The organism is Stutzerimonas stutzeri (assembly GCF_013522825.1).
Lineage (GTDB): Bacteria > Pseudomonadota > Gammaproteobacteria > Pseudomonadales > Pseudomonadaceae > Stutzerimonas > Stutzerimonas stutzeri_AK.
In genome coordinates this window covers 21689-35046 of the sequence record NZ_JAAMQZ010000031.1, presented here as the reverse complement: position 1 = coordinate 35046, position 13358 = coordinate 21689, and the positions used below count along the sequence as shown (strand labels likewise).

Genomic DNA, 13358 nt, shown 5'->3' with positions numbered 1-13358 from the left:
GCCGAACTTGTTCGGCCATAAGGCCATGCCAGTCATCTCTCTACCAAAGGCCCAATGAATGAGCCCTAAACATGCCTCAAACTGTACATCCATACAGATAAAGATTGCCCAAAACCGCTACGCTGCGCATGCTATGCCCCATTGCGAAAATGGATAGATGACGGCAATGCGGCTGTTTCTCTGCGAAAAACCCTCCCAGGCCAAGGACATCGCCAAGGTGCTCGGCGCCAACCGGCGTGGCGACGGCTGCTGGCTCGGTGCAGGCATCACGGTGACCTGGTGCATCGGCCACCTGCTGGAAACCGCCCCGCCGGATGCCTATGACGCCCGCTACAAACGCTGGGTGCTGGGCGACCTGCCGATCGTGCCCGAACGCTGGAAGATGCTGGTCAAACCGAAGACCGCCAGCCAGTTCAAGGCGGTCAAGCGTTTGCTTCTCGAAGCCAGCGAGCTGGTGATCGCCACCGACGCCGACCGCGAAGGCGAGATGATCGCCCGCGAGCTGGTGGAGCACTGCCGTTATCGCGGCCCCATCCAGCGCCTCTGGCTCTCGGCGCTGGATGACGCCTCGATCCGCAAGGCCCTGGCCGCACTCAAGCCCGGCGCAGAAACCTTCAGCCTCTACCACTCGGCGCTGGGCCGCTCGCGCGCCGACTGGCTGATCGGCATGAACATGAGCCGGCTATTCACCCTGCTCGGACGGCAGTCCGGCTACCAGGGCGTGCTGCCGGTGGGCCGCGTGCAGACGCCGACGCTGCGCCTGGTGGTGGATCGCGACCGCAGCATCGCCGACTTCGTGCCGGTGCCCTACTGGGCCATCGAGGTCGCGCTGCAGGCCGGCGATGTATCCTTCACCGCGCAATGGCGCGCAGCCGAGGATCGCTGCGACGACCAGGGGCGCTGCCTCGACCCGGAACATGCGCGCCAGGCAGCCGCCGCCATCGGCAATGCCGCCCAGGCACAGGTGGTGAAGCTGCGCACCGAACGCATGCGCGAGGCGCCGCCGCTGCCCTTCGACCTCGGCACCCTGCAGGAAATCTGCTCGAAGAAACTCGGCCTCGGCGCCCAGGAAACCCTGGATATCGCCCAGGCGCTCTACGAAACCCACAAGTTGATCACCTACCCGCGCAGCGACTGCGGCTACCTGCCGCTGAGCCAGCACGGCGAGGCGCCGGCGATCATCGCCGCCCTGGGTCGCAGCGATCCGGCGCTGTCCGAACTGCTCACACATGTGCAGCCGCAACGCCGCTCGCGTGCCTGGAACGATGCCAAGGTCAGCGCTCACCACGGCATCATCCCCACCGCCGCCGCGACCGATCTGTCACGCCTGGTAGGCAAGCAGCGCGCGGTCTATACGCTGATTCGCGCCCGCTACCTGGCGCAGTTCCTGCCCAACCACGAATACGACCGCACCCAGGCGGACTTCGACTGCGCCGGGCAGGCGCTGCGGGCGATGGGCAAGGTGATCGTCGAACCCGGCTGGCGCCGCGCGCTGCCCGAAGCCCTGACACCCGCAAAGGGCCGTGAGCCGACCCCGGCCCAGGCACTGCCGGCGGTGAGCGAGGGCCAGCACTGCAACGTCATGGGCGTAAACCTCAAGGATCTCTGGACCCAGCCGCCCAAGCCCTTCACCGAAGGCGATCTGATCAAGGCGATGAAGAACGTCGCCAAACTGGTGGACGACCCGCGCCTGAAGCAGAAACTCAAGGACACCACTGGCATCGGCACCGAAGCGACACGGGCCGGCATCATCCAGGGGCTGCTGGATCGCGGCTACCTGAGCAAACAGGGCAAGGCGCTGTCGGCCAGCCCGGCGGCCTTCAGCCTGATCGACGCCGTGCCACGGGCGATTGCCGACCCCGGCACCACGGCGATCTGGGAACAGGCGCTGGACATGGTGCAGAGTGGCGAGATGAGCCTGGAGGAATTCGTCGCCAAGCAGTCCGCCTGGATGAGCAAGCAGATCGAGCGCTGCCGCGACCAGCGCCTGACCATCAGCGGCCCGCCGAACCCTCCCGGTAAAGGCGCGCCCTGGAAAAAGAAGAAGAAGCCCAAGGCCATGCCCAGGAAGGCGATCAGGCGCACTTGAGATGTATCCCCTTCAGCTCCACACAGCCTGTCTGCATCAGCATGGAGCGTTGGCGAAACCAGCGCCCCTCTGTGGGAGCGACCGGACGGCGTTCCGCTTCAGCCGCGCATTCGCGGACAAGTCCCCTCCCACAGGATCGGCATGCACATGGCCTTCGTGGGAGGGGCCTTGGCCGCGAATGGAGCCATGCCGATGTTCGGAAAGTGCTTCGCGGACACGTCCGCCGCCACAACAGCAGAGTGCTCCACCCGCACGCAACGGAACAGAACCCGCCCTCAGGCCACCCTGGCCTGCTGCCTGGCACGCAATTGCCGAGCTGCCGCCACCATGTTCACCAGCGCCGCCTCGGTTTCCACCCAACCTCGTGTCTTCAGGCCGCAGTCCGGGTTGACCCAGAGGCGTTCTGCCGGAATCCGCGCGCAGGCTTGCTCCAGCAGCCGCACCATCTCGGCGGTATCCGGCACCCGTGGCGAGTGGATGTCATAGACGCCCGGCCCGATATCGTTGGGGTATTCGAAGGCGCGGAAGGCCTCCAGCAGCTCCATCTGCGAGCGCGAGGTCTCGATGGTGATGACATCGGCATCCATCGCCGCGATCGACTCGATCACGTCGTTGAACTCGCTGTAGCACATATGCGTATGGATCTGCGTTTCGTCACGCACGCCGCTTGCGCACAGGCGGAAGGCCTCCACCGCCCAGTCCAGATAGCCTTGCCACTGGGCACGACGCAACGGCAGGCCCTCGCGGAAGGCCGCCTCGTCGATCTGGATGATCCGGATACCCGCCGCCTCCAGATCGCAGACCTCGTCGCGAATCGCCAGTGCAAGCTGCCGTGCCTGCTGCTCGCGGCTGATATCTTCGCGGCCAAAGGACCACATCAGCATGGTCACGGGGCCGGTCAGCATGCCCTTCATGATCTTTTCGGTCTGCTGTTGCGCGTAGCGAATCCACTCCACCGTCATCGGCGCCGGTCGACTCAGATCACCGTAGATCACCGCCGGTTTGACGCAGCGTGAGCCATAACTCTGCACCCAGCCGAAGCGGGTGAAGGCGTAGCCGTCCAGTTGCTCGGTAAAATATTCGACCATGTCGTTACGCTCGGCCTCGCCATGCACCAGCACATCCAGGCCCAGCTGTTCCTGCACCGCTACCGCGTGACGAATCTCGGTCTGCATCGCCTCGGTGTAGTCGGCCAGCCCCAGCCTGCCCTGCCTGAATGCCTGACGAGCCAAGCGAATGGCCGGGGTTTGCGGGAAGGAGCCGATGGTGGTGGTGGGAAATGCCGGCAGATCCAACTGCGCACGCTGTTTCTCGATGCGCTCGGCAAACCCGGACGGACGCTGGGCATGCCGTGGCTTGATCGCCGCCAGGCGCGCCTGCACCTCGGGCTTGTGGATGCGCGGCGACTGCGCCCGGCTGGCCTGCACCGCTCGGCTGTCCCGCAGGGCCGCCTGCACCTGGGCATCCTCGGGGGCATTCACCGCACGCGCGAGAACCGCCACCTCGGTGCATTTCTGTACGGCGAAGGCCAGCCAGCTCTTGAGTTCGGCATCCAGCTGGTCCTCCCGCGCCAGGTCCACCGGGGCATGCAGCAGCGAACAGGATGGCGCGATCCACAGCCGGTCGCCCAGGCGCTGAGCCGCATGGCGTACCACGTCCAGCGCCTTGTCCAGGTCACAGCGCCAGACGTTGCGCCCGTTGACCAGGCCCAGAGAGAGGATCTTGTAGGCCGGCAACCAGTCCAGGATCAGCGGGTACTGTTCCGGCGCGCGCACCAGATCGATATGCAAACCATCCACCGGCAACGAGGCGGCCAGTGCCAGGTTGTCTTCTAGGCCGCCGAAATAGGTGGCGACCAGTTTTTTCAGCGGTGCGCGCTGCAGCTGGTTGTAGGCCCGCTCGAAGGCATTCTTCCAGTCCTGCGGCAGGTCGAGCACCAGAATGGGCTCGTCGATCTGTACCCACTCGACGCCCAACGCGGCCAGCCTGTCCAGCACTTCGCCGTAGACCGGCAGCAACCTGTCGAGTAATTCCAGCCTGTCGAACGCCGCGCCCCTGGCCTTGCCCTGCCAGAGATAGGTCAGCGGGCCGATCAGCACCGGCTTGACCGAATGCCCCAGCGCCAGGGCTTCCTCGACCTCCTCGAACAGCTGCGTCCAGGACAGGCTGAACGCCTGATCGGAGGTGAATTCCGGGACCAGATAGTGATAGTTGGTATCGAACCACTTGGTCATCTCCTGCGCCTGCCCGGCTGCGCAGCAACTCCTGGCCACACCGCGCGCCATGGCGAACAGCGTATCCAGCGTCGGCTGGCCGTCGGCAGGTAGGAAACGATCCGGCACCACGCCGAACATCAGCGAATGCGTCAGCACCTGGTCATACCAGGCAAAATCCCCCACCGGCAGCAACTCGATACCGGCGTCGGCCTGCAGTTGCCAATGAGCGGCACGCAGTTCGCGGCCCACAGTGCGCAGTCCGGTTTCGCTCAAGTCGCCTTTCCAGTACGCCTCAAGGGCTTTTTTCAGTTCGCGGTCCGCGCCGATACGCGGGAAGCCCAGGGAATGAGCAACAGCCATGACGATTCTCCAATCCATCTCGATTTCGATGGCGGGAGTGTGAGCGCCCCACAACAATGAAACAAACTCAACTTATTTGTTTTGTTGAGTAGAAATATTCATGTTGTGACATTTGCGTTCCCGCGCTTTCAAAAAAGGGGCATTCCTCCTTGCCACGAAGCCAACATGAATCGGCCAGAAGAACCGAAAGATCTCGGAACACTGCTTGAGTTACTGGAGCAGGCCGGCGAAGCCGACCAGCCCGTCAGCATCGACTGCATGCTGCAGGCCACCGGCCAGCGCAGTTTCGGCGCGCTGCTGCTGGTGCCGGGCCTGCTGGTGTTTTCACCGCTGTCCGGCATTCCCGGCCTGCCGAGCATCTTTGCCGTGATGGTCACGCTGATCGCCGTACAGTTGCTTGTCGGTCGGCGGCACATCTGGCTGCCCCAATGGCTGCTGCGGCGCACGGCTTCGCGCAGCAAATACGATCGCGCCCTGGCCTTTCTCAAGCGGCCCGCCGGTTTCATCGACCGCCTGCTGCGGCGGCGCCTGACCTTCCTCACCGAAGGGATTGCCGTGCGCTTCAATGCCCTGTTGTGCCTGCTGATCGCCGCAACCATGCCGCCGCTGGAGCTGATCCCCTTCGGCAATACCACCGCCGGCGCGGCCCTGAGCATCCTCGGCCTGGGGATGATGGCGCGCGACGGGGTGCTGGTGCTGGTTGCCATCGGCTTCTTCGCCTGCCTGGCCTATTTCGTCAGCCGCCTGTGGCTGTAGGGCACCTTTAAAAACTACCTGCGTTGCCATCGCTGCGTTGAAAACAGGCTCGTGCGCGAGTCCGATCAAAATGCTCATTTACAAACGTAAACTGCGCTTGATTCGCTTCGCTCACCCTGCGGGCCAGCCTGCGGCTGTTACTTCGCTGCGCTACATTTCTCGCCTCTTTTCGCCTTGCGCTGGCTGCCTCGCCTACGTTTTTAAAGGCACCCTACAACGTCTCGACACTATTAGCGATCTGAGACAGACTCCCTTATCGTAATGAGCGGCGCTCAAGTCACTCTCATTCATCCGTCATCATTCGCACAGTGCAGGAAGCCCCCGGCATGCTGGAAATTCGTCATCTGAAGACCCTTCACGCCTTGCGCGAAACGGACAGCCTGGTGGAAGCCGCCGAGCGCCTGCACCTGACCCAGTCGGCACTCTCGCACCAGTTCAAGGAACTGGAAGAACGCCTGGGCCTGCAACTCTTCGTGCGCAAGACCCGCCCCGTGCGCTTCACCAGTGCCGGCTTGCGCCTGTTGCAGCTGTCCGACAGCCTGCTGCCGCAACTGCGCAGCGCCGAACGCGATCTGGCGCGGCTGGCCGGCGGAACCGCTGGCAGGCTGCACATGGCCATCGAATGCCACAGCTGTTTCCAGTGGCTGATGCCGACCATCGACCAGTTCCGCGATGCCTGGCCGGAAGTGGAACTGGACCTGGCCTCGGGCTTCTCCTTCGCCCCGCTGCCGGCGCTGGCGCGGGGCGATCTGGATCTGGTGGTGACCTCCGACCCGCTGGAGCTGCCGGGCATCACCTATGTCCCGCTGTTCACCTACGAGGCGCTGCTGGCGGTGGCCAACCAGCACCCGCTGGCCAGCCGCCCCTATGTGCGCGCCGAGGACCTGGCCAGCGAAACCCTGATCACCTACCCGGTGGAGCGGGATCGGCTGGACATCTTCACGCGCTTTCTCGAACCGGCGGATGTCGAGCCGGCACAGGTGCGCACTTCGGAACTGACGGTGATGATGATGCAGTTGGTGGCGTCCGGGCGTGGCGTCTGCTGCGTGCCCAACTGGGCGCTGCACGAGTACAGCGCGCGCGGTTACGTCAGCGCCCGGCGCCTGGGTGAAAAAGGCCTGTTCGCCACACTGTTCGCCGGCATCCGCGCCGACATGCTGGACTCGCCCTTCATGCGCGACTTCCTGCTGACCGCCAAGGACACCTCCTTCGCCACCCTGGAGGGTGTCAGCGCGGCACCGAAGGGGAAATAGCGACCCCTGAGGGGTCGGATTACGCCTTCGGATCGTCGGATTACGCCTTCGGCTAATTCGACCTACGACTGTGCAGCTTCCTGTCGATATGGCAGCGCGTCGCGTGCCGCTTCGGCATAACGCAGAACGCCCTGACGCTCCTGCTGGAGAAAGTCGCTCACCGCCGCGCGCAGCCCCGGATGCGCCAGGTAATGCCAGGAACGGGTGATCACCGGCTCGAAACCACGGATAAGCTTGTGTTCACCCTGCGCCCCGGCATCGAAACGAGACAGGCTGCCGGCAATGGCCTGATCGATGCCCTGATAGAAGCAGGTCTCGAAATGCAATCGGTCGAATTCGGCGAGGCAACCCCAGTAGCGGCCATAGAGCCCTTGCGCGTCGACCAGGCTGAAGGCCATGGCCACCGGACGCCCGCCCTGCCTGGCCAGCACCACGCGAATGGCCTCGGGCATGCGCTCGGCGAGCAGGCTGAAGAAGCTGCGCGTGAGATAAGGCGCCCGCCCGCGCACATGGTAGGTATTGGCGTAGCAGGTGTAGACGAAATCCCACTCTGCCTCGCTGAGCTGATGCCCTTCGCGCCACTCGAACTCGATGCCCTGCCCCGCCACCTGCTCACGCTCCTTGCGCAACTGCTTGCGCTTGCGCGAAGTGAGCCTGTCGAGAAAATCCTGAAAATCGCGATAGCCACGGTTGTGCCAGTGGAACTGGCAGCCGATACGCTCCAGCCAGCCGTCCCTGCCGCGCAATGACGCATCGGCATCCGGCTCGGTGAAGTTGATGTGCAAGCTCGACTGCCCTTGCTCAGCCAATCCAGCGGTGAGCAGATCCAACAACCGTGCGGCGGATTCGCGATTGCCCAGCAGCCGCGCGCCCGTCACCGGCGAGAACGGCACGGCGCAGAGCAGCTTGGGGTAATACGCGATACCCGCGCGATGGCAGGCATCGGCCCAGGCCCAGTCGAAGACGTACTCGCCATAGGAATGGCTTTTGCGATACAGCGGCAGCGCCGCCTGCGGTGTGCCGGAGGCATCGAGCAGCAAGCGATGCTGCGGCTGCCAGCCACTGCCGTCACCCACGCTACCGCTGTCTTCAAGGCTGGAGAGAAATGCGTGGCGCAGAAATGGCTGGGGATTGGGCAGCAAAGAGTCCCACTTCTGCGGCTCGATCTCGGCAAGACGGGAAAGTATCTGGATAGGCATGGCGAGCAGTCTGGCCCGTCGCGCGCAGGAAAAAAAGCGCTTCAGGGCGCCGCAAATATCGTAGGGCCGAATTCATTCGGCCAGCGTGGCTCCAATGGCCGAACAAGTTCGGCCCTACAATCGGAAGCAGTCTGGCTCCTGCATGACGAGATTCAGCTTTCCCGCCAAAACAGCAGAAGCCCCACAACGCTGACAAATGACGAGAATGCGCTTACTGCTGCGCCCACTTCAGAAAGGCCGCACGGCTTTCCGGGGTCAGCAGGTTCCACATCTGCTGCAAGGTGATAAGGGTGGCGTCGCTGTGCGGCAGGGTAGCCGTCGCAGCGGATGTCTGGCGCAGTGTCACCGCCTGAGCAGCGGGCTCGGTTGCGGCACCCAGCGGCGCGACGCTGGTGGCCTCCGGAGCGACTTCACTGGACCCCAGCATCGCGCTGAGCATCGAGGTATTGCGGTTACCGGCCTGCGCCTCATGACGCTCGCCGGTGCGGGTGTTCAACGCCCAGGCAGGAAAGTCAGTTTCAAACGCCTTGGCCTCGGCCAGGTTCTGCGGACGATCGAACTCCAGGCGCCATGCTTCACCGGCCTGCCCCTCGAAGTTGAAGATGGCCGTGCGACCGCGCACCACTTCATGACTGATGCCGCCATCGATATCGAAACCGTTCTTGTAGAAGGCGTGCACCTGATAAGCGCCCGGCTGCAGGTGCAGTCGCTTGTCCGAGGCACCAAACAGGGAGTTGGCAGCCGAATAGGGCTGACCGTTGATGCTGCGGATTTCCAGCTCGCTGGGGACCACCAGCGTCAATACCTGGCTCTCGGGCAATGGCGCACCGGAATACAGCTGAACGTGGGGTTGCTGGGCACAGGCGGCCAACAGACACGCCATGGCGATAACGAACAAACTGCGCATGAAAACTCCTAGTGCAAAGTTTCGCCAACTATTGGCGAGAGGGTCAGATGACAATCTGGAAACGATAATAAGACTGAATAGTTTCACTTAAATGACAAACCGGGCTGTCCTTCAAGGAGCAGCCCGGTTTGTTTTAACTGTTTCCGCGCGAAGTGGAATCAGAAGTCGTAGCGCAGACCTACGGAGAAACCGGAGGCTTCTTCGCCCAGTGCATTGGCAGAGCTGTTTGCCGAACGGGCTTCTTTCCAGGGCACCACATTGGCCTGGGAGTCGTTATCGGCAACTGCATAGTTGGCATAGACACGAACGGCCTTGTCCAGTTTATGCTCGACACCAACTACCCACATATCGGCATCGTAGTTATCGGCGTCGGAGTCACGAGTCATCCACATGGCCTTGAGTGCCGTGTTGGAAGCGATTTTGAACTCGCCACCCAGACCGTAAGTATCGGACGTCAGCTGATCGCGCTTGAGGCTGGTGGTGGTGTCAGTGCCGTCGTAATCGAGCGTCTGATAGAAGCCCACAAGTTTGAAGGCATCGGTGATTTTGTAGGCTGCGGCAGCGCGAATGCCATCACGCTCGCCACGAGCAGCATCTTCGTCCACCTTCTCGTATGCCAGGGAAGCTTCCAGCGGGCCGCCTGCATAGTTCAGCGACAGGCTGACGGAATCACTGTCGTGATCTTCTTCAGCCCAGGTGCCTTCGTGCATCGAGTAGGCCAGCTTGGCATTGAAGCCGCCCATGTCCGGCGTGGTGTACTGGATGGTGTTGTCGTAACGCTCGTCAAAGCGACCATCGCCGACGCGCGTCAGGTTGCGCATGTCACCGAGCTGGTCACCGAACAGGTTGGCCGGACCACGTGCGACCTTGAAGGGGCTGTCGAAACGACCCACCTGCACCGCACCGAAGTTGCCGCCCAAGCCGACAAAAGTGTCGCGAGTGGCGAAGTCCACGCTACTGCTATCGGTGCTGCCGGAAGTGAAGTTGATCTGCTGCTCAATCTGAAAGAAGGCTTTCAGATTAGGGTTGATCTGATGATCACCCTTGAAACCCAGGCGCGAAGAGTTGCTCGACAGGTTGGTTTCGGAATAGTCGGCGCCATCATCCAGGTAATCCACCGAAACGTGTGCACGGCCATAGAAAGACACATCGGCCATTGCTACAGCCGGCACCGCCATCGCAGCACCAACAGCAATCGCAATCAACTTCTTCTTCATCGGAAAAGCTCCTTCGTTTTATGAAACGTCGTCCTGCGAATGACATGACGTCGTCTGTTTCGACGGAGGCGATTATGGGAAGCCGATATGACAGAAGGTTGTCTGCAATATGACAGTTCAAAGTTGAGGGAACTTTTCTGAAAAAGGCCATTGCTGGCCCGTAATTAACGAAGAATCGTCGGATTACGCCTTCGGCTAATCCGACCTACAACGTCTGTAGGTCGGTCACGCTTCACCGACCCTACAAACGGAAGCCAGGCAGCCGATGAGCGAAAGCCGTGCCTGTTCGTGGCTGTGCGGGTGCCTCGCAACGTCGGATTACGCCTTCGGCTAATCCGACCTACGCATGCACAGATCAGCGCTTGCGCAGGATCACGCTGCCGATGGAATAGCCCGCGCCGAAGGAGCTGAGCACGCCGAGGCTGCCAGCCGGCAGGTCGTCCTGGTGCTTGTGGAAGGCAATCACCGAGCCGGCGGAGCTGGTGTTGGCGTAGGTATCGAGGATCACCGGCGCCTCTTCGGGCGTGGCGTCGCGACCCAGCAGCTTGCGCACGATCAGGTGGTTCATGTTGAGGTTGGCCTGGTGCAGCCAGAAGCGCTTGACCGCCTCGACCTCGATGCCGTTCTGCTGCAGGTGTTCGCCGATCAGTTCGGCCACCATGGGGCAGACTTCCTTGAAGACCTTGCGACCTTCCTGGACGAACAGCTTGTCCGGGTCGCCCATGTGCTCTTCGGCGGTGCGGTTGAGGAAGCCGAAGTTGTTGCGGATGTTGTTGGAGAACTCGGTCACCAGCCTGGTGCTGACGATGTCCCACTGATGCGCCGAGGTCGCCAGGTCGGCACGCTCGATGATCACGGCGGTACAGGCATCGCCGAAGATGAAGTGGCTGTCGCGGTCGCGGAAGTTCATGTGCCCGGTGCAGATTTCCGGGTTGACCATCAGCACCGCCCGCGCCTGCCCCAGCTGCACCGCGTTGGCGGCATTCTGGATGCCGAAGGTGGCCGAGGAACAGGCCACGTTCATGTCGAAACCGAAGCCCTTGATACCCAGCGCGGCCTGCACTTCGATGGCAACCGCCGGATAGGCGCGCTGCAGGTTGGAACAGGCGACGATCACCCCGTCGATATCGGCTGCGGTCTTGCCTGCGCGGGCCAGCGCTTCTTCGGCGGCCTTCACCGACATCTCGCAAAGGATCGACCACTGATCGTTGCTGCGCTCGGGAATGCGCGGAACCATGCGCTCGGGATCGAGAATACCGGCCTTGTCGGTGACATAACGGCTCTTGATGCCCGACGCCTTCTCGATGAAGGCCGAACTGGATTCGGGCATCGGCTGCACCTCGCCGGCCTCGATGGCGGCGGCGTGCTCGGCGTTGAAGCGGTGCGCGCAGGTATTGAATGACTCCACCAGCTCGTCGTTGGAAATGCTGTGGGCAGGGGTATAAAGGCCAGTACCGCTGATGACGACGTTATGCACTGCCGTTCCTCTCGAATGGGGGGCTTGATCTGAATGTGCGCACCCGCAGGCGTTGCGAAAACCTCGCGAAAACCCCTGGAATCGGCGCATGCGTTGTCGGCTATTGTGCATGAAAAGCTGAAAGAATTCGTAACGTTGCGCCTATTTCCGGGGCAGGAATCGAGTCTTTCGCCCTCTTTTATGCGTGACCGACCGGTCTGAACGTGAAGCGTACAAAGCACTGCGTCCATCATCTGAAAGATAGCGCCCTTTGACGGTCCCGCCACCCGCCCTGAGGTATTCTTGCCCGCCCACCACGCAGGAACCCTTCATGAAAGACTCGCTCGCCGAATTGATCACGCTCATCAGCTCGGGCTGCATGGGCGAAGCGGACATCGCCCGCATCGCCGACGAGGCCGCCCAGGCCTATGCCGACCCCGCCGGCTTTCTCCAGGCCAACCCGGACGTCAACTACGACGAGGATTTCCCCATCCCGCTGGGCGAGTGGGTGGTGGTCGGCAGCCTGCCGGATACCGTGCTGTTCCAGGCCGACGATTACCAGGCGCTGTTCGCGCAAATCGTCGCCTCGTTCGGTGCGAGCGTCAGTTTCGTGCTGCAACCCAAGCAACTGGCGAAAGTCGAGCCGTCGAAGGCGATCAACCGCATCCAGACCCAGCTCGGCGCCCTCTACCCCGAGAAAGGCGGCTATGTGCTGGTGGATTTCAGCGAGCCGCTGGACGACGAACTGCAGGCAGTGCTGGTCTACCGCTGCGATGTCGAACGAGTGATGGCGCTGGCGGTGGAAGTCGGCATCTACGCCGCTCCGACCAAAGCCTCGTAGGGCCGAATTCATTCGGCCTTGGGGAATCGACCCCATCACTGGTCGAATGAATTCGACCCTACGGGTTGTCGCGCCGCCTGAGCGGGTCGAGCAGCGGCGACAGGCCGTTGTGGTCGATCTCCTGCATCAGCGCCAGCAACTGGCCGATTTCCCCCGGCGGAAACCCCACCCGGGCGAACCAGTTGAGGTAGTGGCCCGGCAGATCGGCGATCAGCCGCCCCTTGTACTTGCCGTAGGGCATCGTCCGGGTTACCAGCAGCTCCAGATCTTCGGGTTTCATGACGGCGGTCGGTTGCGAGACAGGTGGCGAATACTGCCACACTATTCAGCGCACCTATCGCCCGGATAGAAACAGCCATGCGGGCAGACGAGCGTCACTTTGGCACAATGCCCGCATCGTCCGACGCCGGACCACCGACAGTTGCGAGGAAAGCATGACGGACCAACCCAAGCCCACCCCTGAACTGGACGATGCCGCCCTGGCCTTCGCCGAACAGGTGTTCGACAGCGCCCGCAGCGGTGATGCCGAACGTCTCGGCGACCTCCTCGGTCGGGGTCTGCCCGCCAATATTCGCAACCACAACGGTGACAGCCTGCTGATGCTGGCCAGTTACCACGGCCACTTCGACGCCACCCGCGTCCTGCTGGAGCGAGGCGCCGATCCGCAACTGCGCAACAACAAGGGCCAGACACCACTGGCCGGCGCGGCGTTCAAGGGTGATCTGGAGATGGTGAAACTGCTGATCGAATGCGGCGCCGATGTCGAAGGCGCCTCGCCCGATGGCAAGACAGCGCTGATGATGGCCGCCATGTTCAACCGCACCGAGATCGTCGAATACCTGATCGAACAGGGCGCCGACCCGCACGCCGCCGACGTCAATGGCGCCACGCCCCTGGCCGCTGCCGCCATGATGGGCGCGACCGACACCCAGGCCCTGCTGAGCAAGCTCGGCAACTCCGGTTCTTTGTAGGCCGAGTTGACCGGCGTAATCCTGCGGTTACAAAAGCTTCGCGGCTGAAGCCACTCCCACAGGTTCGGCACGCCACCGGCCTACTGTGGGAGC

Annotated in this window: 11 protein-coding genes; 5 read left to right on the top strand and 6 right to left on the bottom strand. The window is 62.6% G+C overall.

Translation table 11 applies throughout. From position 1 onward, the window contains the following. Positions 1 to 166: 166 nt before the first annotated feature. The gene (locus tag G7020_RS17710) at positions 167 to 2089 is read left to right on the top strand and encodes a DNA topoisomerase III (protein WP_181086461.1); all 1923 of its coding nucleotides are present in this window, start codon (positions 167 to 169) and stop codon (positions 2087 to 2089) included. A 275-nt stretch (positions 2090 to 2364) separates the two neighbouring features. Here the strand turns inward: G7020_RS17710 and metE are convergent, their stop codons facing one another. Next, entirely contained in the window at positions 2365 to 4665 is a 2301-nt protein-coding gene (gene metE / locus G7020_RS17705; protein ID WP_181086460.1) for a 5-methyltetrahydropteroyltriglutamate--homocysteine S-methyltransferase, read from the bottom strand. A gap of 165 nt (positions 4666 to 4830) precedes the next feature. On the opposite strand from metE, the gene G7020_RS17700 reads away from it, so the two are divergent. Beyond that, entirely contained in the window at positions 4831 to 5421 is a 591-nt protein-coding gene (locus G7020_RS17700; RefSeq protein WP_181086459.1) for an exopolysaccharide biosynthesis protein, read from the top strand. A gap of 326 nt (positions 5422 to 5747) precedes the next feature. Beyond that, positions 5748 to 6674, top strand: coding sequence for a transcriptional regulator MetR (metR, locus tag G7020_RS17695; protein WP_181086458.1), 927 nt, complete (start codon positions 5748 to 5750; stop codon positions 6672 to 6674). Positions 6675 to 6736: 62 nt separating this feature from the next. Here the strand turns inward: metR and G7020_RS17690 are convergent, their stop codons facing one another. From G7020_RS17690 to G7020_RS17675, 4 genes are all read right to left on the bottom strand, one after another. Beyond that, positions 6737 to 7873, bottom strand: a complete 1137-nt coding sequence (locus tag G7020_RS17690) for a GNAT family N-acetyltransferase (RefSeq protein WP_181086457.1) — start codon at positions 7871 to 7873, stop codon at positions 6737 to 6739. A 211-nt stretch (positions 7874 to 8084) separates the two neighbouring features. Continuing rightward, on the bottom strand, positions 8085 to 8780 hold the full coding sequence (locus tag G7020_RS17685) for a DUF2057 family protein (protein ID WP_181086456.1): 696 nt from the start codon (positions 8778 to 8780) through the stop codon (positions 8085 to 8087). Positions 8781 to 8938: 158 nt separating this feature from the next. Further along, positions 8939 to 9997: a porin gene (locus G7020_RS17680; RefSeq protein ID WP_181086455.1), complete on the bottom strand. Its 1059-nt coding sequence runs from the start codon at positions 9995 to 9997 to the stop codon at positions 8939 to 8941. 355 nt (positions 9998 to 10352) lie between these two features. After that, positions 10353 to 11474 (bottom strand): beta-ketoacyl-ACP synthase III, encoded by a 1122-nt coding sequence (locus G7020_RS17675; protein WP_181086454.1) that lies wholly within the window; start codon positions 11472 to 11474, stop codon positions 10353 to 10355. Between the two features lie 310 nt (positions 11475 to 11784). Here G7020_RS17675 and G7020_RS17670 point away from each other — a divergent pair, with 310 nt between their 5' ends. Then, positions 11785 to 12294 carry a hypothetical protein gene (locus G7020_RS17670; protein ID WP_181086453.1) on the top strand — a complete coding sequence of 170 codons (510 nt, stop codon included), beginning with the start codon at positions 11785 to 11787 and terminating at the stop codon, positions 12292 to 12294. 58 nt (positions 12295 to 12352) lie between these two features. On the opposite strand, the gene G7020_RS17665 is transcribed toward G7020_RS17670, so the two are convergent. Beyond that, positions 12353 to 12574, bottom strand: a complete 222-nt coding sequence (locus G7020_RS17665) for a DUF3820 family protein (RefSeq protein WP_181086452.1) — start codon at positions 12572 to 12574, stop codon at positions 12353 to 12355. Positions 12575 to 12728: 154 nt separating this feature from the next. Here G7020_RS17665 and G7020_RS17660 point away from each other — a divergent pair, with 154 nt between their 5' ends. After that, positions 12729 to 13265, top strand: a complete 537-nt coding sequence (locus G7020_RS17660; protein WP_181086451.1) for an ankyrin repeat domain-containing protein — start codon at positions 12729 to 12731, stop codon at positions 13263 to 13265. Positions 13266 to 13358: the final 93 nt, after the last annotated feature.